Source organism: Vibrio sp. FF266, assembly GCF_041439695.1.
Classification (GTDB): Bacteria; Pseudomonadota; Gammaproteobacteria; order Enterobacterales; family Vibrionaceae; genus Vibrio; species Vibrio tasmaniensis_A.
Genome location: NZ_JBGOOO010000015.1, coordinates 12345 through 35751 on the forward strand (window position 1 = coordinate 12345; position 23407 = coordinate 35751).

Sequence of the window (23407 nt, forward strand, 5' to 3'; positions counted from 1 at the left end):
TGACAGGCAACGCGTGGCATTTCTGTTCCACCATAGTGTGTAAAAAGCGTTCTTTTAAGCGTTTTCTTCTTGTTTTTCAGTCTGCTTCTTTTGTTTTTTTCTCAACGCTTCCAGTATTTCTTTCATGCGCTCTGGGGTCGCTTTGGGCGCGTTTGGTGCCGGCGCTGTGCGGTTTGTAGAGCGGGGAAGTTGTGTTGCCATATTGTCTCCCTCCATTGAGGCCCATTCGGCGATGAACTCATGATATTCTTCAATTTTAGCCCCGATGTATTCTCGGTAACTGGTGTCAGTATAACACAAGTTGTCGTAGCGCTGAGGCCACACCTTCTTGTGGATCCCGTTACCGGATTGCTCGTCGACGTGGAACGCCATCGTCATCGCTGCATCTATTCTTGTTAACAGGCAAGATAGATTGTCGAGATCTTGATAAAATGTCGCCGCATGGAAGCCTCCAGAGCCCGTAAACATTAGCTCTCCGGTGGTCGCATTATTGCCGATGGGCATGTCTATCAACGCACCGGTGTTTTCCGTTACCGCAATCAAGCCAATCTCATCGCGTTCGTCGAGCGCTTGGGCTAACTGAATGTATTCCTCGTCAGAAATGAGAGCCAGAAGTACGGCTTGCGCGAGGATAATAGGGTGCTCATCACCCGAAAAAAAGATCACTTGTTCTAGACAAACAACGTGTTTGCGCGTCTCACAGTCGACTTCCAAACCGCTGACTTGGCTGGTCCACATGGCGTCGCCTGCGATGAAAACGTTCGGGCTAGCTATTATCGTTGTCATAACGTTCTACGTTCCTAAGGTCAAGAAGCTTATCTCAAGGGTTTTGGCTCTGAATGGCGCCGTTATTTGAATTTGGCCGGGATCCAGGGCTTGGGTGGCATACGTCGACCGCCGCGAAATGGCAAGGGGTGCTCCTTGGCTGGATAGTATTTCGGGGACTCAATTTTGCCGTGGAGCTCAACCAGTTGCCGGTGCTCGTCACGCCAGTACGCAAAACTGAGCAATTCCTTGGGATTGAATTCCCGATCTTCGGGGGTAATGAGGATCGCACGGTCAACGTTGATTCGAAATCCGTTCCAGCGATGATCCAACGGTAAGTAGCCACGGGCGTGAATGTTCATCAATTTTTCGGCCAGTGGATTGACCGGTACCGCGCCAGATAGCCAACGCTTGATCGTGATCGGTTGCACGTAAAAATACGCGGCGGCTTCATGAATGTCGTCGAAGTAGCGATTCAATAGATCGGCAAAACGGGGCGTGAGCATGTGATCTCCTTCAAGTTATCAAACATCCGTCTAATTATTTTTTCGATGACAAAACACTATTTTCATCGGTGAATTCGATGAAATCCATCGTCAAATTGGAAAAAAGAACAGTGACGAAAACTAGGTATAACGGAAAATGGAAGGACGAAAACTAATTAATGATCGTATTTATGTGGAAACATTTTGAATTTCAAGCAGCTATAACGAGCGTGTACGCAAAATCTGCAAGGACTAAGGTGCTGAAACCCCTCAGATTTCACGTACAATCGGTGCGTATTATGTACGTTATGTTAAATTGATTTCTGTGTTTATAAGGCAGGTATATTTATGCGATGCCCTGCCTTTATGTTGTATCGGTACTCTCTGAATTCTACTGTGTATTTAACCAGAGTGGCTATTTACCATAAAATACCTAATAACCAGTGATAATAATCTTCGATTTTACCCCTGGCATTAGTCAGAGCTTAACCGCCAGCAAATTTAACTTTGTAGCCTTTCTTTTCAAGGTGCGCTTTGAGCTTGTCACGAGCGTCGCCTTGAATCTCGATGTTGCCATCTTTTACTGAGCCGCCACAGCCACATACTTTTTTCAGTTCCGCAGCCATGAGTTTTAATGGTGCGTCATCTAGGTCTAAGCCTGTTACGATAGAAACGCCTTTGCCTTTACGGCCTTTGGTTTCTTTTTGGATTCGAACAATACCATCACCTTTAGGGCGCTGGACTTTCTCTTCTTCAGGTTTAATACGACCTGTTTCAGTTGAATATACTAGGCTCATAATTTTACTTCTTTTGCTGTGCTGCTTTTTGTTTTGCGAGTAAGAAAGCCTCTATATGACGCTGGATTGCAATCTTGCCACCTTTAATTAGGCGCCCGTTAAACATGCAATACCAAGCGTTAGGCTCACCGCTATCATTTTTAATTTGGTAACCATGGAAGTTTTCAGCTAAGCCACCACCAGACGCCCTCGACTTGTTTAACGCTGTGAATTCTTTCGGGTCAATAAGGGTCGCAGTATCAATCCACCAATCAATACTCTTTTTCACAGCAGGTAAATTGCCTTGAATAATGTTGTTTTTTAGCTTGGCACGCCAAACGGTGTTGTTTGCATCCGCTGATTGTAGAGGAACGCCTCGGTAAACTGAATTTGCCATATCCATTGATCATCGTTTTGTTTTCATTACGTTAATCATAAGTATACTTCTAATGATATCAAGCATAATATGGCAAAAACACCTGTTGAGGTACGGTAATTTGAGAAAAAAAGTCCCTATTTTATCGGACTCTGTGATAATTAATTCATTTGTTGAAAAATTAAACAGCCACGCGACAATTGAAATTATAGATGAGTTAACAGGATATCAGTACTCTCGAAACTCCTTGTTGGGTATCTACAGTGATTGGAATCGCTACCATTCGTTCTGTACTAAAAATCGTATCAACACACTCCCAGCATCCATCACTGCTGTTCGGCGTTTTCTTGAGACTGAATCAAGTGAAAGAAAATTTGCGTCTTTGAAACGTTACACTGCAACACTTAGCTTGTTGCATACTGTGTTGAGCTTTGCTAACCCAATCAAGCATAGGCAAGTTCGTTTTACCCTGCTCCACTTGCAATCTCGAATGGCTGGCGACGCTAAACAAACCAATGCCATGACATCCGCACACCTCACGGAGTTAAACACGTTACTTTCCCATGAGAAATCGAGCTTAAAAGAGATCAGAGATATCGCGATTTATAATGTGATGTTCGAGTGTGCTTTAAAGCGATCTGAACTAAGGGCGTTGTCGATGGATAATGTGGAGAGCGTTGAGAATGAGTACCAGATTACAATAAAAAATTTAGTGTATAGGCTATCGCGAGTAGCAAGCGCCGCACTTGAGCGTTGGTTTTCGTTTACTGGAACACAAGACGAGTTGCCTGTATTTCGTGCGATAGATAAACATGAAAATATCAGTCTGCAACCTTTAGATGATTCGTCGATCTACAGAATATTGAGAAGAGCAAGTGACTTACTTCAATTGGCTGACAACCACCATTTCTCCGGGAACTCTATTCGTGTAGGTGCCGCACAAGAACTGTCGAAACAAGGCCTTAAGGTGAGAGAAATCCAAGATTTTGGTCGTTGGCTCAGCCCTGCAATGCCTGCGCAATATGTGGGTTATTCGGGTACCTCTGAGAGTGAGAAGATGAAGTTTAAAGCACTAATCCCTTGGCAATGAGCTGATGGCTTTGTTAAGAGGCGGCTTGTTTATCTACGGTTTTTTATAGGCAGATTGTTAATAAACTGCTTAGTCAATCAACTGACTTTGCAAACCAAAAACTTCCGACTTAAAAACAAATAGCGCCTTGGCAGGTAAGCTCAAGGCGCTATTTGTTATCTAATGAGTTATATAAAACGGCTAAGATATTTTGGGTGAACTAAGAAATGCTTGTTCTCACGCAGTTCTCTAAGAACTGGCTGAATTTGTGGCCGTCATGTTCAACCATTTTTGGGAACATGGAAATTGGCGTCATACCTGGGAAGGTATTCACCTCGTTCAGGTAGATCTCATTGTCTTGTGTTAAGAAGAAATCGATACGAGACAAGTGACGAAGCTTCATCTGCGTGAATACCTTGCGGGCGCTGTCTGCAATCAATTCACGCTGTTCATCGGTTAAGTTAGTTGCTTCAACTTCAGTAATTGAGTGGCTGTCTGCACTGTACTTCTCTTCGTAAGAGTAAAATGCGCCATTAGGTGCAATCACCTCGCCTGGCTTGCTTATCTGTAGTTCGCCATCAATTTCATAAGCGGCAACTTCTAGCTCTCTTGGCACCACGGATTTCTCAATAAGCACTTGATCAGAGAAGGTAAATGCCTTGTTGATTGCTTCACTTAATTCTTCTGCTTGATTGACTTGGTAACAGCCAACGGAAGATCCCTGACGAGCCGCTTTGACGAACACTTTCCCCCAACTTTCAAAGGCTTGTGTCGCCTGTGCATGAGCTTGCTCAGTGTTGTCGGATAAGAACAGATAAGGCGTATTTGGGATACCCAGAGCGTCGTACCAAAGTTTTGATGTGATTTTATTGAAGCTGTTGTTGCTTGCTTCAGAACCACAACCTAGGTACGGAATCTTAGCCATTTCAAACAGTGATTGAATGTCACCTGTTTCGCCCGGGAAACCATGAATACATGGAACAATGAAATCGACTTTTGATTCTAAGTTGTCGCCACGTAAGGTTTGATCGTTAATATCAAGATAAACCAACTCACCAGAATCAAGACACCAGCCTTCGTTTTTAATTTCAACTCTCACAACGTTAAAATCTGCAACGCTATTAAGTTGTTCAAAAAGGTAATTGGCTGAAACGATCGACACTTCATGCTCTGAAGATCCACCGCCGCAAAGTAGAAGGATGTTTGTGGTGTTCATGGGTAAATTCGGTCCTTGAAACTAGGAATACTGACTTCAATGATAAACAAAAGTCGAAATAGGTACAGTGTTTTGAATGCTAAAATCGTCATCTAAGGAGTGAGCGATTAACTATTAAACAAAACTAACCGTCATAAAACAAAAGAAGGAGCATTTGCTCCTTCTTTATGATTTAAAACTTAGTTTAACTTGTTAAGCGTTGGGTATTCAGAGTTCTTGATATCATCAATGCTCTTAACGAATGGCTTTAAGTTTTGAAAACTGCTCGGCAAAGATGAAATCGCCTTTTTAGCGTCTAAGCGTGTCGCGTAGTCACCGTAAAGTACAGTGAACCACTTCGTGCCGTTAACCATTTTGTAGTTTTCCCAAATTGGCTGGGAAGTGGTTGGTAGCATTTTTACAAAAGAATCGACTTTGGCTTGGCTGCCAACAGCAACAACTTGAACTGTGTAACCAAAGCGTTGGTTCATGTCTTGTTGCTTCTTGGTTGGAGCTGTAATTGTTGCAACCGGCTTAGCTCTAGTCGTGTGAGTGATTTTTTGTTCTACAGGTGTGGTTCTGACAACGTTGACCACGTTCTCTTCAACAACGGCAGTCTGCTCAGATTGAGATACAACTGGAGCTTCAACTTTAGCCGTTTTGAACTCTTCTTGATAGCTATCTGACGTTACATTGGTAACGTAGTTGTCAGATACACATGCAGCCAAGAGCAGTGGCAAAGTCACAATTGCAAGTTTTTTCATGGAAAGCTCTATATCCTTAATAATAATTACTATAAATCATGCCGATACGTCGGTTTAGAATCAAGTTAACTTTGAGATTATACACCATTAGTGGGTGACCTATTTCACAAACTTTATGCAGTGTTTGCTTATTCATCTTAATTCGGTGAATTTGCCATCAACCCGTGAATGAAAAGTAAGTTACGATGAACTTACGTGCATTGCTAGGATATGTCTATGAATCATCTTGATCCCCTACTTAAACCCCGTTCAATCGCTGTTGTTGGTGCATCTCAACAAGAAACGCGCGCAGGATATATCGTCATGAACAATTTGTTGCACGGGGATTTTAAAGGTGCGGTGATGCCGGTAACACCAAAATACGATTCTGTCGCGGGCGTCCTCTCTTACAAAAACATCTTATCGCTGCCTATCGTGCCTGACCTTGCTATTTTGTGCACTAATGCGACACGCAATGTGGCTATTTTTGAAGAGTTGGCCGAGAAAGGCATCGCTTCCGTTATTGTGCTCTCCTCCGACATGCAACAGCAAAGTAATAGCGGTGGAACATTTGATGAGAGATGTATTGCAATCGCCAAAGCAAACAATATTCGGGTACTTGGTTCCAATAGCTTGGGAGTTATTGTTCCGTGGTTAAATTTGAATGCCTCTTTCTCTCCGGTGACGGCGCTGCCAGGTAAAATAGCCTTTGTTTCTCAATCCGCTGCAGTGTGTACAACGATTCTAGATTGGGCGAACGATAAAGAGATCGGCTTCTCGGCGTTTATCTCGATAGGTAATGGCAGTGACATAGAATTCTCAGAGCTGTTGGATTATCTGAGTACCGACTCTCACACCGAAGCAATATTGCTTTATGTTGATAGTATTAAAGATGCGAGGCGCTTTATCTCTGCTGCGCGTGCTGCGTCACGTAATAGACGAATTCTAGTGTTAAAAGGCGGACGAACCGCTAAAGGCCGGGCGGCGGCAATGCTACATACTGGCGGTGCCGATACGTTAGATATTATCTATGACTCAGCGATCCGACGCAGCGGCATGTTGCGAGTTAAGAACTTACACGAACTGTTTGCAGCGGTAGAGACTCTGACTCATTCAGTGCCATTACGTGGAGAGCGCTTGGCTATTGTGACCAACGGCGGCGGCCCTGCGATCATGGCGGTGGATACCCTTTTTGACCGTGGTGGTAAGCTTGCCGAGTTTTCTGAAGATACGCTAGAGAAACTCAATAAGGTTTTACCATTGAGTTGGTCTCAGAGTAATCCAATCGATATAGTTGGTGACGCCGGTGAGCAACGTTATATCGATACGATAAACATCTTGTTAGATGGTGATGAAGCGGACGCGATTCTTATCATGCACAGCCCTTCTGCGATCGCACATTCAGCTAAAACAGCTGAACGAATTATTGAAGCCATTAAAAAGCATCCTCGCCACAAGCGATTTAACATTCTAACGAATTGGTCTGGCGAGCTAACAGCAAAGCCAGCACGAAAGTTGTTTACCGAAGCGGGTTTTCCAACCTATCGAACACCTGAAAGTTCAGTGGTCGCATTCATGCACTTGGTCGAGTACAGGCGTAACCAGCGTCAGTTAATGGAAACGCCAACCACAGCAGAAAAAGTCCATATTGAAGATCTAGCAGATGCAAAAAATTGGATAGAACGTCAACTACTGGATAAAGATACAGTCAGCCTTGATACGCATCAAAACAGCCAATTTTTCAAGCACTTCAACCTAGATGTATTACCAACTTGGATAGCTTCTGATCCAAGTGAAGCGGTACATATTGCTGAAACGATTGGTTACCCAGTCGCAGTTAAACTACGTTCGCCAGACATTGCACACAAGTCGGACGTGCAAGGTGTCATGCTTAATTTAAGAAACAGCAATGAAGTCGCCAATGCGGCTCAGGCGATTCTCGATCGCTCTCAACTGTCGTTCCCTACTGCGCATATTCATGGCTTGTTAATTCAAGGAATGGCCAAACTCGCCGGCGGGCAGGAGCTACGTGTAAAAGTGACAACGGACGAAACCTTTGGTCCTATCATTTTACTTGGTCATGGAGGTTCTGAATGGGATGAATCCATTGACGCTGCTGCAGCCTTTCCACCTCTCAATATGACACTGGCGCGTTACTTGATCATTCGGGCGATAAAAAGTGGCAAGATTCGCCTGCAAAAACTACCTAACCCGATTGATATTGAAGGTCTCTCTGAATTGTTGGTGCGTATATCTCAGATGGTAGTGGATTGCCCTGAAATACATGATTTGGATATCCATCCAGTACTGGCCAATGGTGACAAGTTCACGATATTAGATGCCGATATCATCTTGAAAGCATACCAAGGCGATCCTCAAGAACGTCTTGCGATTCGCCCTTATCCAGTCGAATTGGAAGAGAATATCGTACTTAAGGACGGCACTGAGGTGTTGTTACGCCCGATCCTTCCTGAAGACGAGCCGCTTCATGCTGATTTTATTCATCGTGTATCCAAAGAAGACCTTTACAAGCGTTTCTTTAGTGATGTGGGTGAATTCAATCATGAGGCGTTGGCTAACTTTACTCAGATTGACTTTGATAGAGAAATTGCATTTGTGGTCGTTCGAAAGGAACAAGGCGTACCCGCGATTATTGGCGTATCGAGAGCGTTGATTAACCCAGAGAACACCGATGCAGAGTTCGCTATTCTGATACGTTCCGATCTGAAAGGTGTCGGATTAGGCCTCATTTTGATGACTAAGGTTATTGACTACTGTCGTACAAAGCAGACCAAGCAGATGTCGGGCATGACGATGCCGACCAACCGAGGGATGCTGACACTAGCCCAGAAGCTGGGCTTCGAGCTAGATATCAGTTTTGAAGACGGCACTGCAGATATGGTGTTGCCGTTACTTTAACGCCCATGTTTTTTTTAGGTGTTGAATACACCAAGACTTGGCGTCGCCCATTTTGTTACGTCGCCAAGCCATTACGATGTCGATAGGCTGTGGTTCGGTACCCGAAATTTGTTGTAGAACGCCAGATTCAATCAAAGGTTTAGCTACACTATTCGGTAAGGTGCCGATCCCTAACCCTGCAGTTAGAGCCTCTACCTTGGCTGGGAAGCTTGTTACGGTTAAACGTGGCTGCTTTTCTAGAATATTGATGCTTAATGCAGGTTGGTCACGCGCTGTATCTGCAATTGCGATAACCCTGTAACTTTCTCTCGCCTTTTGGTCGAAATCACCAGATCGCTTATGAACATAGTGATTCGATGCTGCAACCCATACCATTTCCATCTTACCGATAATGTCACTTTTCATATCGTTTGGTATGGTGTCAACCTTTGGGCACACCAATAAATCAGCTCGGCCGTCTGAAAGAGATTCCCAACATCCAGCTAGAATCTCTTCTTGTAATCGAACCCTAGTTTTACTTATTTTTCCGAGTTCATCGACTAATGGGAAGAAATTAGCAATCGGAATAATGCCATCAAAGGCAATCGTTAAATCCAACTCCCAGCCATTAGCAAGAATACTCGCGTCATTAACGAGCTGTTCAGTGGCACCAAGAATGATCCTTCCTTGCTCTAATATTAACTGCCCCGCTTCCGTGAAATTTGCACGGTGGCCTGAGCGATCAAAAATCATAATATCTAAGTCTTGTTCTAGCTTCTGGATTTGATAACTCAATGAAGAAGGTGCTCGGTCCATTTCATTAGCCGCTGCCGCAAAGCTTCCACGACGATCAATGGCATCTAATATGTGTAAGGCTTCAAGTGTTATTAGGCTATGCATAACTTTCCTACTTTGTAAGTGAGATCTAAATCACAAAAAGAGAAGCATTCACATGGTGAATGGAACTGAAAAACTCTTTTTAATACATGTGTTTAATAACGCTAATTATGAATTAGTTGATAATATTGAAAATTATTTAAATGCAAATAATAGTAATTATCATTTAGATCCAATATCATCTTTCGCAAATCAAGATGATATTATGGAACTAAGGTAACTATCAGATGTATAAGCAATCCCTACTCTCTGCTTCAATCGTTTTAGCGCTTTCATCAACATCAGCCTTTGCTGAAGATTATGCCCTATTTGACGAGGTTGTTGTATCAGCAACGCGTACCGAACAAAACAAAGAAGACGTTTCAAGCTCAATTGAGTCTGTCTCTGCAAAAGACATAGATAATCAAATGTCTAGCGACATAAAGCAAGCTCTTCAATACACGCCAGGAGTAGAAGCTCAAGGCGGTGGCCGTTTTGGTATTTCAGGCTTTAACATCCGCGGTGTTGAAGGTGATCGCGTTAAACTTATGGTAGATGGAGTTCAACAACCTACACCATATAACCCTGGCGCTTCTGAGCAACGTAAATATTCGAATGCGATCGAAGTCGATACATTAAGTGTCATAGAGGTGAATAAAGGCCCTGCTTCTACGCTTTACGGTTCAGATGCCATTGGTGGTGCAGTACTGCTAAGAACTAAAAATCCAGAGGATATGCTTAGAACTGACGGGGATGAAAACCGTTTTGGCATCAAATCTACCTATACATCTGCAGATGAACAGTTCAAGAACACAGTTTCTTGGGCGATGCGTAAAGATAAGTTAGAAACGATCGTTATGGCGACATACGCTCAAGGCCACGAGACAGAAACTCATTCATCAGGAAGCGAAGTTCAAGGTCCAGATCGTGGTGCAGAGAACCCAGCAGATACGGAATTAAGTAATATCCTAGCCAAAGCATTCTACAATGTATCAGATTCAAATAAGGTTGGTATTACGGTTGAGCATTACCAACGTCAATATGATGAAGATGAGCTAAACTACAATGGCTATCAGCTTATGCCGGGCTTTGTATATACTGATAATTACAACAAAGACACCAACAAACGTTTTCGTGCAACATTGGAACAACAGCTTAAGCTAAGCTCTTCAATTGCTGACTCTTTAGACTGGTCTCTAAGTTACCAAGACTCAAGTACTCTGAATAAAAACTACGATACAACTCGCTTCAACGGACGTCGACTTCGTGAGCGTGATGCTTCTGATGTAAACATGCAAGTTGATACACAGCTTTCGAAGCTAGTGAATATTGATGGTGCGGATCACGAATTCACATATGGTTTCACATACCTGAAGAATGACTTTGAGCTCGAAAACTACGACCATAAGTTTGACCGAGGCACTGTTACACCGGGTAGCACTGGTATCCCTGATGCAGAAATAACGCAATGGGGTGTGTTTGTTCAAGACCAAGCATTTTTCATGGAAGACAAGTTGATTGTAACTGGCGGTCTTCGTTATGACTCATTTGTTGCTGACCCATCAACGGATGAAGGCTACAAGACTCAATATGAGAAGAATAAAGATGACGCCGTCACAGCTAAGCTAGGTTCAGTTTACCACATCAATGATAACCTATCGGTATTTGGTCAAGTTGGGCAAGGGTTTAAAGCACCTTCAGTTTACGACCTCTACTACTTCTATACTCGAGGTGCCATCATTGAAGCTAACCCTAACTTGAAAGCCGAAAGAAGTATCTCTTACGAGCTTGGTCTTCGTGGCAATAATGAACATGCTCGCTTTGAACTAAGCACTTTCTACACTGATTACTCTGATTTCATTAACCAGACGAAAACGGGCAAACAAGGCGGTAAAGACGTATACACCAAAGAGAACTTAGATAAAGTAACTATCTATGGTGCAGAGCTTTCTTCAACGATTAATCTAGACACTTTGTTAGACGCACCATTTGGAACCTACACTCGTTTAGCGGTCGCTTATGCTGATGGTGAAGATAAATCTACGGGTAAATCCATTGACTCTGTAGCACCACTAACGGGTACGCTAGGTCTTGGAATCGAGCGCGAGACTTTTGGTTCAGCTTTAAATGTTAAGATGGTTGCTGCGAAAGATGAGTGGAACTCCGATGACAACGTAAACGTGGCTGGATACACAGTTGTTGATTTGACTGCTTATTACCGCCCTGTCACGGATTTAACCTTACGAGCGGGTCTATTCAACGCATTAAACAAAAAATATTGGCTGTACAATGACATGTCAGGCCGTGGGCACGATTCTAAGTTCAACACCGATATTAAGTCTCAACCGGGTCGTAACTGGGGTATATCTGCAAACTACGAGTTCTAACTGGTTAGAAATCTAGTTCGTTGTTGAGCTAAGTTTATTAAAGGCCTAGGTCATTAAAGATCTAGGTCGTTCCAAAATAAAGCCATACAAAAAAATACTGTAGAAACTAAAAAGCCAGCTTACGATAAGCTGGCTTTTGTTATTTCACTAAAAGTTGTATCAAAAAGGGGTAAAGTGAAATTATTTCTCTGCCATTTCTTTCTTAACCATTACTGCAGCAGCAATGATGAAAGTGATGATTAGGCCTAGTTCCATGATTAACTCCAAAGAAAATTAACATTAAACATATAATTCGCGAGCATGATAACAACAACCGATACAGAATGATACTTTTTAACCACCAAATCACTTTTTATTCGATTTAGATCAAAAAAGATGCCCTAGAGCATCTTTTTGTACGTTAACTATTCATGAAATCACTCAATCAACCAGGGAAACCATCAGGATTTGTTGATTGCCAGCGCCATGTATCTTCAGTCATTTCAGCCAGTGTGCGTGTCGCATTCCACCCCAGTTCTTTCTGAGCTTTCGCTGGGTCGGCCCAACACTCTGCGATATCTCCTGGACGATGCTCAACGAGTTTATAAGGTATCGCTTGGCCGCTCGCTTTCTCGAAGGCTTTAACCATATCTAATACACTTGAACCGTTGCCAGTACCTAGGTTATAGATGTGAAGACCGTCTTTACGCCCTACTTTCTCAAGTGCTGCAATGTGTCCATCAGACAGATCCATAACGTGGATGTAATCACGAACACCAGTGCCATCCTTTGTTGGGTAATCACTACCAAATACAGATAGGAATTCACGTCGGCCAACTGCAACTTGAGATACAAATGGCATTAGGTTGTTTGGAATACCACTTGGGTCTTCACCGAGTTCACCACTTGGGTGTGAACCTACGGGGTTAAAGTAACGTAATAACGTAATGCTCCAATCGGGGTTAGCCTTTTGGAAGTCAGTTAAGCACTCTTCAACCATGAGCTTGCTACGACCGTAAGGATTGGTTGCGCTTGTGGGAAAATCTTCTGTGATAGGAACACTAGCAGGATCGCCATAAACCGTTGCTGAAGAGCTGAATACTAATATTTTTACGTCAGCGTCACGCATTGCATCGACAAGGACTAACGTGCCATTTACATTGTTATCGTAGTATTCGAGAGGTTTGGCAACAGATTCGCCAACCGCTTTCAGGCCCGCAAAATGAATAACAGCTTCAATATTGTGTTGCTTCATGGTTTCAGTTAAAAGCGCTTTATCACGAATATCACCTTCAATGAAATCAGGACGAACGCCAGATACTTTTTCGATACGTCCTAAAACGCTTGGTTTACTGTTATACAAGTTATCGAAAAGTACAGGTGTCATACCTGCGTTAATCATCTGGATACTTGTGTGGCTACCAATGTAACCCATGCCACCTGTAACTAAAACATTCATGTTTAGCCGACCTTTAATTAAAACCACTTAACGTATCACTTATGATACAACAGCTTAGGGTTGAGTCACAAACGCCTATGGCAGATACACCGCACGAGAGAACAAAAATCGACCGGTGCGTTTCGCTTAGCCGTTCCTTCATTGCCAACCTTCAGAGTTACATCAATGTCGCCATATGATTCATCACCCTATGTTTGCTCCATAAACTGGAAACAAAGTAGATGGAACGCTGTTTGTCGATTGCTTCTTTTTCAATTATCTTTAACCATAGTTTCTATACGTTATTGATGAAAGGAAGCATTTTTCACAATCCATTCTTTAGCGGGTTTGATACATGCCGTGACCTCATAGTAAATGCAGTTCTTGGTGTCGAAAATTTGAGTTAGGTCACTGTTTATTTATGGTATTTATAAGACCGTCATTACTCACCTCAACGTAAAGGGTTAGCACCACGTGACAACGAAGATTTTGCTTAATTGCGACATGGGAGAAAGTTTCGGCAATTGGAAGATGGGCGATGACGAGTCGGTCATGGAATGGGTCGATATGGCAAACATCGCTTGTGGCTTTCACGCGTCTGATCCGCACGTTATGTCTAAGACCATAAAACTGGCGCAGTACTATCACACCCAAATTGGTGCCCACCCTGGTTATCAAGATTTAGTTGGGTTTGGTCGCCGTTCTATTCCTCATACCATGGACGAGATCAGTGAGCTAGTTTGTTATCAAGTCGGTGCACTACAAGCGCTGTGCCGCTATCACCACACCTCTGTTGGCTATGTGAAACCTCATGGCGCCCTTTACAACGATATGATGGCGAACATTGATGTGTTTAATGCCGTTGCCCAAGCCGTCGCTGAATTTAACATCCCCTTGATGATTCTCTCTTCATCAGACAATCAACAGTATCTAGATATTGCTGACGATCATGACTTACCCCTCTTGTTTGAAGCGTTTGCCGACCGTGCATACTTGAATAATGGGCAGTTATCGCCGCGAACTCAAAAAGGCTCGGTTTACGTCAACCAAGACGACATCTACAACCAAGTCATGCAAATCATTAACTACGGTTCAGTCACGACCATTGAAGGTGAAAGACTGCCTATTGAAGCCGATACCATTTGTGTTCATGGTGATAACCCCCAATCCATCGCATTAATTAGAAAAATCAGACAAGACCTCAACGCTTTTAACTAATATGAAGCGTGTGATTGGTATGACGCATGGCCTTATCGCTCGCCTTACGAGCACCTAACCAATTGCTCGTAAGGTCTAATTGCTTTGTATTGGTTTGGACACGGAAGTTAGAAACGCCAAATAAGCAAATAAGCAAATAAGCAAATAAGCAAATAAGCAAATAAGCAAATAAGCAAATGAAAGACACTAAGTAAATCAAAGGCAAGTAAAAGTATGGAAACGAAATGACGACGAATCAAATTGAATTCAATATAGCGCCAGTCGCGGAATGCAGCGTTTTGGTGACCTTGACGCTATCGCCTTCAAATAATCAATCTAGCGCCGAATATGCGCAGTACATGGCTCATTTTTCCGATGCTATTCGTCAACACTTAGCATCTGTATTGATGAATGTGACACCGGCTTACCAAACAATATTGGTCGATTACTTACCTTATAGAATTTCAGAACATCAGCTCATGGAACAACTCAACTCTTTGTTGAGTCATGCTATTTCGTCCTTCTCTAGTGTTAGTAAAACGCGTAACACTATCGAGCTTCCCGCTTATTACTCACCAGAAACAGCACTCGACTTAGACCGATATCAAGCCAAAGGCATGTCGCTAGATGAGATCATTCAACATCACACCTCACAGACTTACAGCGTCAGTGCCATTGGGTTTACGCCTGGTTTTGCGTTTATGTCTGATGTAGTCAACGAGCTTGCTTTGCCTCGTCATTCAACCCCACGCTTAAGTGTGCCGAAAGGCAGTATCGCCATCGCGGATACGAAAACGGCGGTGTATCCTTCGGACTCACCGGGCGGTTGGAATATTATTGGCAATTGCCCACTCGCACTGTTTGATCACAGCCAATTAAAGAACGCTGATACCACGCAAACGCCGCTGTCTCTGCTTAATGTCGGTGATACGGTCCGTTTCATCGCGATTTCAAAACAAGAATTTGTTGAACTTAGGTTTATGGAGATTAGTGGAGGTGTCGCTAATGGTTAAGACTAAAGCCAAACCAACGCTGACAGTCATTAAGCCCGGCCCGTTGAGTTTGATTCAAGACTTCGGACGATTTGGTGTCGCTCATCTCGGGTTGACACAAGGCGGCCCTGTTGATGATTACTCGTATAGCTGGGCCAATCACCTGCTCGGAAACCCAGTCAACCGAGCAGCGTTGGAAATCACGCTTGGGCAATGTGCGTTACGTATCGATTTTGATTGCGAAATGGCGTTGTGTGGTGGCGATTTACAAGCGAAGCTCGATGGCAAACCACAGTCTAACTGGCGTACTTTTCAAGCTTTTGCAGGGCAAGTTCTCTCATTTGGTTTACCTATAAATGGTCTAAGGGCGTATTTAGCCGTTAAGGGGGGCTTCGATGTTCCATCAACTCTTGATAGCTGTTCAACAGTGACTCGTGAAAAAATTGGTGGATTAACGCAAGATGGAGAGCCATGCCAGCAAGGGCAACACATTGCTTTTACCCAACACCAACTCTCTCGCTCGTTTAAAGCGTTGAGTGTCACCTTCCGATACACGCCTAATTACAACCTACCAGTGAACCTGCGAGTGATTGAAGGCTATCAAAGCGAGCTGTTCTCAGAGTCAGCAAAAGCGACTTTGTATAACGCACAGTATCATGTTGACCAAAATTCTAATCGCATGGGTTATCGACTCAGTGGCGACCCCGTGGACTCGCCTGACATTTCGCTATTGTCAGAAGGCATTGCCTTAGGTGCGATTCAAATCCCCCAAGATGGGCAACCTATTGTGTTGCTTAATGACAGACAGACTATTGGTGGCTATCCGAAGATTGGATGTGTCGCCAGAGTCGATTTACCGCGCTTAGCACAAGCCAAACCTGGACATGAAGTCTCGTTTAGTAAAGGTGATCGCTTAGGATTACAAGATGTGTGGTGCCAGTGGGCTCAATTTTTCGGCTACTAGTTTTTGCGATGTGTTATGTGCTAATTGCTATGTAGCTAAGAATCATTAGCTAGAGAGATGTCATTCGGATAAGTTTCGGTATCTAAGCAGGCATTTGAATGAAGATTCGGCTTACCTATCGCGCAAGCCGAATTGAAGATGTTCAGCGTAGTAGATTGTGACTGAGTATTAAGCGTGATCTTGGCCTGATACCTTTGCAAGGGCTTCTGGGTATCCGCGTTCTTGTGTCAAATCTATCGCTCTATTCTCAATATCACTTAGATTAAGTGACATTGTCACTGAATGTGTATCTTCAATCGATACTGATTCTGCGACATTAAACCAATGCTCAGCGACCTTTTGCGCAGCCTCTAAGGTTGAGGAAGCTTTGACGACTTCAAGTCGAGCATAGCGATCACCACAGAATGAAACGTCTGAAGCTCTTAAGCTCGGATCGGTTCCCGGAATCTGCTGTGCACCGAACAGAGGCTTACCACCTACCAGTGCAGAGCTGAAACTTGGGATGAACTGAGACATATGTGTTATCGCAGCTCGAGTTCTTAATTCGAGCTGCTCTTCACTCCAACCTGATACGATTTTCTTAAGAAGCTTAGAAGGCAGCTGAGGCTGTGATGAATCTGTTGATGATGAAACAAGCCCACCCTCAAACAGAGTAATCCCTTCTGTCATACCGTGAAGTTGGAATACACCATCAGCGTACGGTGTTAACTGAGCCATGCCTTGCGGTGTGCCTCTCGGGCCATGGAAGATAACCTCTGGCCACTCTTCCTTACATTCTTGCGAATACGGCCACTGCGTAACGTATGCGGCTTTGAACTCAACAAGCCTTTGTTGCTTAGAACCGACAAAGTCATCCACGATGCCCGTTTCAAAGCCACTTGCATTAATCAAGTAGTCGGTCGTTAGGTGACAGCTTTGGTTCTCAGCGTCTGTATAAGTCAAAGACCAACCTTGCGCTAACGATTCAACAGATTGTAATCGGCTGTTGGTTAACACGGTACAATTAGACTGTTGCCCCAAAGAGAGTTGAGCGGTTGCAGATAAGCGGAATACACTCCAACCATACTCTTGAACCATAGCAACAGGATACTTAAGGGTTTCTAGATCCGTATGTTTAGCGAAAGGAATACACCATTCATCAAGCGATATTGGTTTTAGAGGCTGTGTTTGAGTAGCAAGTGCTAGTAACTCTTCTTTACTATACAGCTTGTAATACTCTTCCGGTTTACCAAGCACTTGGTTGCTTTTATCTTGATTAACAAGCTCAGCATAAGCGTTCTTGATTATCTTTAGGCGCGGAAGAAGATCCAACGGCTCTCCACCATCACTGTGTGGAACAGCGATAATTGTCGGACGAATATTGATCGTATGGGGAAACAAGCGGACGGTATCAATTGACTGCGTGAGCAACTGAAGACACTGCTCTACAGAAATATCTCGATACAAATTGCCGCCAGCGTGCAGGTGGCAAATTGGTGGACCATTAACCAAACTCGGTCCTTTTTCCAAAATAGTGACCTTATAACCCAACTCACTAAAATGAATTGCGCTCGTCGTTCCGGCAATACCACCACCAACAATGGCAATAGAAGGCTGATTTGTATCCGTTTTGTTGTGGTTCATCGTGTTCTGTAGAATATGATTAACTGCCGCTATTCTACTTTTGTTCTGCTACGAATTAAAACACATTTTTATCAAGGTCTTAGATAGGCAGTATTTAATATCTATGTAAAAAACCTAAATAATCTCTTGACTCAATAACTCCAGATTGAGTTTTAAAGGTTATTATAACCGTCACATTTGTCCTAAGTGACGCCACATAAAGGCTGCCTCAGTACTCTTAAAACATAGATGTTAACTTATCCCTAAAGTTATCCACCGTTTTTGTGGATAACTGTTGATAACGTTCTTGCTAAGTTGCGCAAACCCTTTGTTTACAGGGACTAACCGCTGTTCATTAAATCGGCATTATTGCGCAATTAGTTTTAAAAAATACTAAAAAATTGGGAAATTAAGGTGCGATGTTCGTAACTTGTGCTACGCATTGGTCAAATAAAAAGCGGTCTAAAGAGACGTCTTATAAATAGTGAACGACTAAGTATAAGTAATGTCACTTTTAGACCGTTTTAAGCATTTGGTTAGATCTTGCTAGCGACTAACCAAAATCCTTGTTTACTGGTGCCAACAAACGTTTGATTAAGCTATTCACTACCGCGGCCAATGTGATAAACGTCAGCACGGGTAGCGCTATCCACAGTATTGGGTGGAGTGAAGGTTCTAACTCAAAGCCAAAGTTCATTACCCCTGCAACACTGAGTTCAGAACCTAGCGCAGCAATTGAGCCAGCTACTAACGCCATCACCCCGTATTCACACCAAATAGTGTTGAGAATACGCTTCTTACTCGCGCCTAAGGTTCGGTACAAGCGTATCTCTTGTTGTCTTTGAGATAAGCTCAGTCGCAACAGAGTGAAGATAAGCAATAGCCCCGCCACTACACCTAACGCGGCAAGTACGGTTATCGACCAAACAATCTGTTTGAGCAACTCTTGGATCTTGCTACCCATTTTACGAATGTCCATCAAACTCACGGTCGGGTGATTTCGAGATAATTCGTTGAGCATTTGGTTGTGTTGCTCTTCTAATCTGAAGCTCACCAACCAAGTAGAAGGAATAGCGCTTAAAACATCGGGAGTAAAAATGAAATAGAAGTTTGGCTTCATTTCACGCCATTCTACTTTTCGGATGCTGTTCACCTTGGCAGAGACGTTCTGGCTGTTGATTGTGAATGAAAGATCATCGCCAATTTTCAAACCAAGTTGCTCTGCGACATCGGATTCCACAGATACGCCCTGCTCTTGTGTCCAGCTGCCTTCTAATACTTCATTGTACTCAGGCAGGCTATCTCCCCAAGTGAAGTTGATCTCGCGACTTAGTGCATCTGTTTCTTCTGAGGTCTCGCTGTATTTCGCCGCCTCAACGCCGTTAATGGTTGTGAGCCTTCCTCGTATAATTGGAAACGCTTGAGTACGCTCTACTTCGTTTGCATCAATCGTCTCGAGATAACTGTCTTTCTCATAGCTCGCAATATTCAGCGCAAACGCATTAGGTGCGTTCTCGGGCAAAGTTTGCTGCCAATCTGACAACAAGTCACTTCTCACTAGCCATATGATCGATAACAGCATCAAAGACAGCGCTAAAGAACCAAATTGAATCCCTGTTGCTAATGGTGTGCGATTAATTCGGCTCAATGCCAAGCGCATAGATGTCGACGTCGGCAGTTGACCCACCAAACGCAGAACAAACGTACTGACAATCGCGAGTACTAAGAACAGGCAAGCGATACCCGCTAGAACTATCCATACCAACAGATTGTCACCGTACATCAGCATCATTGGAATAATAGGTACTAGCAACAACAGGTATTTCTTGTAGCTTTCATTAGACTGGTGACTTGATTGAATCACGCTGATTGCCGAAGTGCTTACCAAGCCAATTAACGGAATACCAAGAGCAGGCACACCAATGAGAATGCTTGATAAAATCGCCAAAATGACAGGTTCAATACCATAGCTAGGAAGTGGTGTTGGTAATAAGTCGCCCAGAGGTATACGAAGCAAAAATTCTAAGCCGATACCGATGGTAATTCCCAGTACTGCACCGATAACCACCAACAGAGACACCTGTACAGACAACCATTTAACGATCCACTGCTTGCTCGCACCTAAACTCTTAAGCATCGCAATGGTTTTACGACGACTCGCAACATAATGTTGGCAAGTGAGTACCAAAGTGGTCGCAGCCATGATCACAACGATAGCAACCGTTAGCGATAAGTATTGAGTCGTACTTTCGAACATCTCGTTGGTACGACTGGCTGAGTCTTGTGTACGCCAGCGATCACTTGGTGTCAGTTCGATACTGTCTTGTGCTGCTTTGAGTTTCGATTCATCACCATTTAAAAACAATCTAAAGCTAACACGGCTGCCAGGTTGAATAGCGCCAGTGGCATCGATGCCACTTGTATGAATCAGCACTGCGGGCATTTGTTGGAAAGGGTTAAAACTCAGGCCCGGTTCTTGAGCGATACGCCCTGTGATTGTTAAATCGGCATCGCCTATCGTGACATTGTCACCTATCTCAACTTCTAGCTGAGCAAATATACGCTCATCAAGCCACAATTCCCCCGGTTCAACATGATTGCTTGCCGCGTTATCTGCGCCTTCCAGTATCATTTCACCGCGTAAAGGGTAATTGCTCTCTACGGCTTTAACAGTAACCAACTGCATCGAGTTATCACTGAATGCCATGGTTGAGAAGCGAGTTAACTGAGAGCTTTCTAACTGTTCAACCTGAGTCAGGTCTAATAAAGGTTGGGGGATTGGGTTTGCCGATACAAATACACTGTCGGCGGTTAACGCATCTTTGCCCTGCTTTACGATCACTTGTTCCATACGCTCAGCTAAAGCTGAAAGCGCGAACACACAAGCTATAATGAGCGTTAGAGCGATGGATACCGGCCATAGCTGACCATGTCGAATCTCTTCGATGCTCCATGAAAACAGTCGTTTGTTCAGTCCGTGTGATGAATTCAATTTACACTTCCTCTATGTGACCGACATGCATTTTCAAGGTTCGCTGGCAACGCTGTGCGAGTTTAGGGTCGTGCGTGACGAGAACAAGCGTGGTGCCGTGCGATGAATTAAGTTCGAACAACAGCTCGACGATTTTCGCTGCCGTTTGTTGGTCTAGGTTGCCCGTTGGTTCATCGGCGAACAAAATTTTAGGCTTAATCATAAACGCACGAGCCAATGCTACCCTTTGTTGTTCACCACCGGACAGTTGAGACGGCAAGTGATCAAGCCTGTCTTTCAAGCCGACTGATTCAAGCAAAGCCGTCGCACGTTCGATGTCTTCGTCTTCACCTTTCAACAAACAAGGCAACGTGACGTTTTGCAGGGCAGAAAGGCTTGGGATCAATAAGAAGCTTTGGAAAACAAACCCAACGGATTCACTGCGGATTTTGGCTCTCGCTTCGTCATCAAGCTGTGATAGAGGTTGGCCTAACAAACTGATTTCGCCAGAAGTTGGCACATCGAGCCCTGCAAGCAGTGTCATTAACGTGGATTTACCCGCACCTGAAGTACCGACAATCGCAACCGTTTCACCCTCACGAATATCGATATCAACATGCTCTAAGATTGTTAAATGTTCTTGATTAGTAGACACTGTCTTGGAAACAGCTTCTGCTTTTATGATGGATGTATGCATGACTCGACTAATTTCCTTTTTATTCTTAATTATATTTTCAACCGCTTCTTTGGCTCAAGATACCGAGTTAGATTCTAAGTTACTGGTGCTTGGTGATAGCCTGAGTGCTGGTTATAACATGGACATCAAACAGAGTTGGCCAAGCCTGTTACCAGACGCGTTAGCAAAGCATGACAAAACGGTAACCGTGGTCAACGGAAGTATTTCTGGTGACACAACTGGCAATGGCTTAGCTCGTTTACCACAATTGCTTGAAGAACACGCCCCAGACACTGTTCTTATCGAACTCGGTGCGAATGATGGTCTTCGTGGATTCCCACCTAAGCTGATGTCTGCGAACCTTGATCAAATCATTAAGCAGATAAAAGCTGCGGGCGCGAAACCTATTATGATGAAGATTAAAATCCCACCGAATTACGGTAAGCGTTACAACCAGCAGTTTGAATACGTCTTTGCAGCGCTTGCTGATCAACAAAGCGTGCCACTTTTACCGTTTTTTCTAGAGCATATCATCCTCAAACCGGAGTGGATGATGAACGATGGACTGCATCCAAAACCAGAAGCTCAGCCTTGGATTGCTGAATTTGTCGCCAAAGAATTATATCAGTATCTTTAGGTTTTAATGGTCTAGCTCAATAAATTTTACACAGCTTTACGTTAGCCTGAGTGCATATCACCGTTAACTGTAAGGTTATTTATGCTGATCGAACCTATTATCAAGGGTGTGGTAGCCAAAAGCGCTCACCCTCTAGGCTGTCAAGAAGCCGTAAAGCAACAAATCAAGTTTGTTAAGAGTGCGCCGCAGATCAAAGATGGCCCTAAGCGAGTACTGATTATCGGTGCTTCCTCTGGCTTTGGCCTTGCCGCTCGCATTGCCCTTACCTTTGGCGGTGCAAAAGCTGACACCATCGGCGTCTCATTCGAGCGCGGTCCTAACGAAAAATCCCTAGGCAGCGCTGGTTGGTACAACAACATCTATTTCAAAAAAGAAGCCGAACGAGAGCAACGCACTGCTATCAACATTGTTGGCGACGCATTTTCACAAGAAACACGTTCACAAGTTGTCGAAGCCATTGAAACCTACTTCGAAGGTGAAGTGGATCTGATTATCTACAGCTTAGCCGCTGGCGTAAGACCCAAACCAAATACCGAAGAATTCTGGCGCTCTGCCATTAAGCCAATCGGTGAAAGCGTGACTGGTGCGACTATCTCCCTAGAACACGACAACTGGGTGACCAACACACTTGATGCTGCAACGGAAGAAGAAGCCGAAAGCACACTCAAAGTCATGGGCGGCGAAGATTGGGAACAGTGGATAGATGAGCTGATCAATGCTGAATCTATTGCCCCAGGTTGCAAAACCATTGCTTTTTCTTACGTTGGTCCAGAAGTCACGCACCCTATCTACTTAGACGGTACTTTGGGCCGCGCTAAAATAGACCTTCATCAAACCAGTCACGCACTTAACCTTGAACTAGCAAACTTTGGTGGTAATGCTTACGCGACCGTGTGTAAAGCATTAGTGACCAAAGCGAGTGTGTTCATTCCGGGGCTAAGCCCTTACCTACTCGCTTTATATAGAGTGATGAAAGAAAAAGAGACCCACGAAGGTTGTATCCAACAAATGCAACGCTTATTCAGCAGTAAGCTGTATGGACAAACCAAAGTACCACTTGATGGCGAGCGCCTAATTCGGATGGATGAATGGGAACTCGACCCAGAAACCCAAGCTCATGTGACTGAACTACTTGAAGCTATGGATGAAAACAACTTCCAATCAATCGGTGACTATCAAGGTTTTAAAGAAGAGTTTTTACAGTTGAACGGTTTTGCTCAACCATCGGTAGACTATAAAGAGAAACTTAACACTGATGATTTTATAAAGTTAAAGCCTTAATCGAAACTTATCTCATTACTGAGACCCAGATTCACATTTGAAAACCTCCGCAAAATTGCGGAGGTTTTTTTGTGCAACATTTCTTATACTTAGTTAATGT

General features: G+C 43.7%; 19 protein-coding genes. 8 read left to right on the forward strand and 11 right to left on the reverse strand.

Features of this window, described 5'->3' with window-relative positions; genetic code table 11:
- Positions 1-54: 54 nt before the first annotated feature.
- The 4 genes from ACED59_RS12920 to ACED59_RS12935 all read right to left on the reverse strand — a co-directional run bounded on the left by ACED59_RS12920 (position 55) and on the right by ACED59_RS12935 (position 2423).
- Positions 55-786 (reverse strand): hypothetical protein, encoded by a 732-nt coding sequence (locus ACED59_RS12920; protein WP_371704989.1) that lies wholly within the window; start codon positions 784-786, stop codon positions 55-57.
- Positions 787-848: 62 nt separating this feature from the next.
- Complete coding sequence (locus ACED59_RS12925; RefSeq protein WP_371704990.1) at positions 849-1271, reverse strand: DUF3653 domain-containing protein; 423 nt, start codon at positions 1269-1271, stop codon at positions 849-851.
- A 464-nt stretch (positions 1272-1735) separates the two neighbouring features.
- Positions 1736-2047: a stress response translation initiation inhibitor YciH gene (gene yciH / locus ACED59_RS12930; protein ID WP_009845368.1), complete on the reverse strand. Its 312-nt coding sequence runs from the start codon at positions 2045-2047 to the stop codon at positions 1736-1738.
- Positions 2048-2051: 4 nt separating this feature from the next.
- Positions 2052-2423 (reverse strand): DUF3319 domain-containing protein, encoded by a 372-nt coding sequence (locus ACED59_RS12935; RefSeq protein WP_029222765.1) that lies wholly within the window; start codon positions 2421-2423, stop codon positions 2052-2054.
- Between the two features lie 100 nt (positions 2424-2523).
- Here ACED59_RS12935 and ACED59_RS12940 point away from each other — a divergent pair, with 100 nt between their 5' ends.
- Positions 2524-3492, forward strand: coding sequence for a tyrosine-type recombinase/integrase (locus tag ACED59_RS12940; protein ID WP_017097919.1), 969 nt, complete (start codon positions 2524-2526; stop codon positions 3490-3492).
- A 199-nt stretch (positions 3493-3691) separates the two neighbouring features.
- Here ACED59_RS12940 and ACED59_RS12945 read toward each other — a convergent pair whose 3' ends face one another.
- A complete protein-coding gene (locus ACED59_RS12945) occupies positions 3692-4687 on the reverse strand; it encodes a D-alanine--D-alanine ligase (RefSeq protein WP_009845371.1) in 996 nt (331 codons plus the stop codon).
- 179 nt (positions 4688-4866) lie between these two features.
- On the reverse strand, positions 4867-5430 hold the full coding sequence (locus tag ACED59_RS12950; RefSeq protein WP_009845372.1) for an SPOR domain-containing protein: 564 nt from the start codon (positions 5428-5430) through the stop codon (positions 4867-4869).
- A 216-nt stretch (positions 5431-5646) separates the two neighbouring features.
- On the opposite strand from ACED59_RS12950, the gene ACED59_RS12955 reads away from it, so the two are divergent.
- The gene (locus ACED59_RS12955) at positions 5647-8328 is read left to right on the forward strand and encodes a bifunctional acetate--CoA ligase family protein/GNAT family N-acetyltransferase (RefSeq protein WP_017097920.1); all 2682 of its coding nucleotides are present in this window, start codon (positions 5647-5649) and stop codon (positions 8326-8328) included.
- Here ACED59_RS12955 and ACED59_RS12960 read toward each other — a convergent pair.
- On the reverse strand, positions 8320-9207 hold the full coding sequence (locus tag ACED59_RS12960; protein WP_017097921.1) for a LysR family transcriptional regulator: 888 nt from the start codon (positions 9205-9207) through the stop codon (positions 8320-8322). The two genes, ACED59_RS12955 and ACED59_RS12960, sit on opposite strands and share 9 nt — an antisense overlap.
- Positions 9208-9431: 224 nt before the next feature.
- On the opposite strand from ACED59_RS12960, the gene ACED59_RS12965 reads away from it, so the two are divergent.
- Complete coding sequence (locus tag ACED59_RS12965) at positions 9432-11570, forward strand: TonB-dependent hemoglobin/transferrin/lactoferrin family receptor (RefSeq protein ID WP_017097922.1); 2139 nt, start codon at positions 9432-9434, stop codon at positions 11568-11570.
- Between the two features lie 424 nt (positions 11571-11994).
- Here the strand turns inward: ACED59_RS12965 and galE are convergent, their stop codons facing one another.
- On the reverse strand, positions 11995-13008 hold the full coding sequence (gene galE / locus ACED59_RS12970; RefSeq protein ID WP_371704991.1) for a UDP-glucose 4-epimerase GalE: 1014 nt from the start codon (positions 13006-13008) through the stop codon (positions 11995-11997).
- 453 nt (positions 13009-13461) lie between these two features.
- Between galE and ACED59_RS12975 the strand changes: the two genes are divergently transcribed.
- From ACED59_RS12975 to ACED59_RS12985, 3 genes are all read left to right on the forward strand, one after another.
- Positions 13462-14205, forward strand: coding sequence for a 5-oxoprolinase subunit PxpA (locus tag ACED59_RS12975; protein WP_029223943.1), 744 nt, complete (start codon positions 13462-13464; stop codon positions 14203-14205).
- 224 nt (positions 14206-14429) lie between these two features.
- A complete protein-coding gene (locus tag ACED59_RS12980; RefSeq protein WP_017097924.1) occupies positions 14430-15197 on the forward strand; it encodes an allophanate hydrolase subunit 1 in 768 nt (255 codons plus the stop codon).
- Positions 15190-16140, forward strand: a complete 951-nt coding sequence (locus ACED59_RS12985; RefSeq protein WP_029223944.1) for a biotin-dependent carboxyltransferase family protein — start codon at positions 15190-15192, stop codon at positions 16138-16140. Before ACED59_RS12980 ends, ACED59_RS12985 begins: the two co-directional genes overlap by 8 nt.
- Before the next feature lie 168 nt (positions 16141-16308).
- On the opposite strand, the gene ACED59_RS12990 is transcribed toward ACED59_RS12985, so the two are convergent.
- The 3 genes from ACED59_RS12990 to ACED59_RS13000 all read right to left on the reverse strand — a co-directional run bounded on the left by ACED59_RS12990 (position 16309) and on the right by ACED59_RS13000 (position 21410).
- Positions 16309-17763 (reverse strand): FAD-dependent oxidoreductase, encoded by a 1455-nt coding sequence (locus ACED59_RS12990; RefSeq protein ID WP_017097926.1) that lies wholly within the window; start codon positions 17761-17763, stop codon positions 16309-16311.
- A gap of 532 nt (positions 17764-18295) precedes the next feature.
- Complete coding sequence (locus ACED59_RS12995; RefSeq protein ID WP_017097927.1) at positions 18296-20734, reverse strand: ABC transporter permease; 2439 nt, start codon at positions 20732-20734, stop codon at positions 18296-18298.
- 1 nt (position 20735) lies between these two features.
- On the reverse strand, positions 20736-21410 hold the full coding sequence (locus tag ACED59_RS13000) for an ABC transporter ATP-binding protein (protein WP_009845334.1): 675 nt from the start codon (positions 21408-21410) through the stop codon (positions 20736-20738).
- On the opposite strand from ACED59_RS13000, the gene ACED59_RS13005 reads away from it, so the two are divergent.
- Both ACED59_RS13005 and fabV read left to right on the forward strand, forming a co-directional pair.
- Positions 21409-22026: an arylesterase gene (locus ACED59_RS13005; protein WP_012600647.1), complete on the forward strand. Its 618-nt coding sequence runs from the start codon at positions 21409-21411 to the stop codon at positions 22024-22026. The genes ACED59_RS13000 and ACED59_RS13005 overlap by 2 nt on opposite strands.
- An 81-nt stretch (positions 22027-22107) precedes the next feature.
- Positions 22108-23307, forward strand: coding sequence for an enoyl-ACP reductase FabV (gene fabV / locus ACED59_RS13010; RefSeq protein WP_017097928.1), 1200 nt, complete (start codon positions 22108-22110; stop codon positions 23305-23307).
- Positions 23308-23407 lie beyond the last annotated feature (100 nt).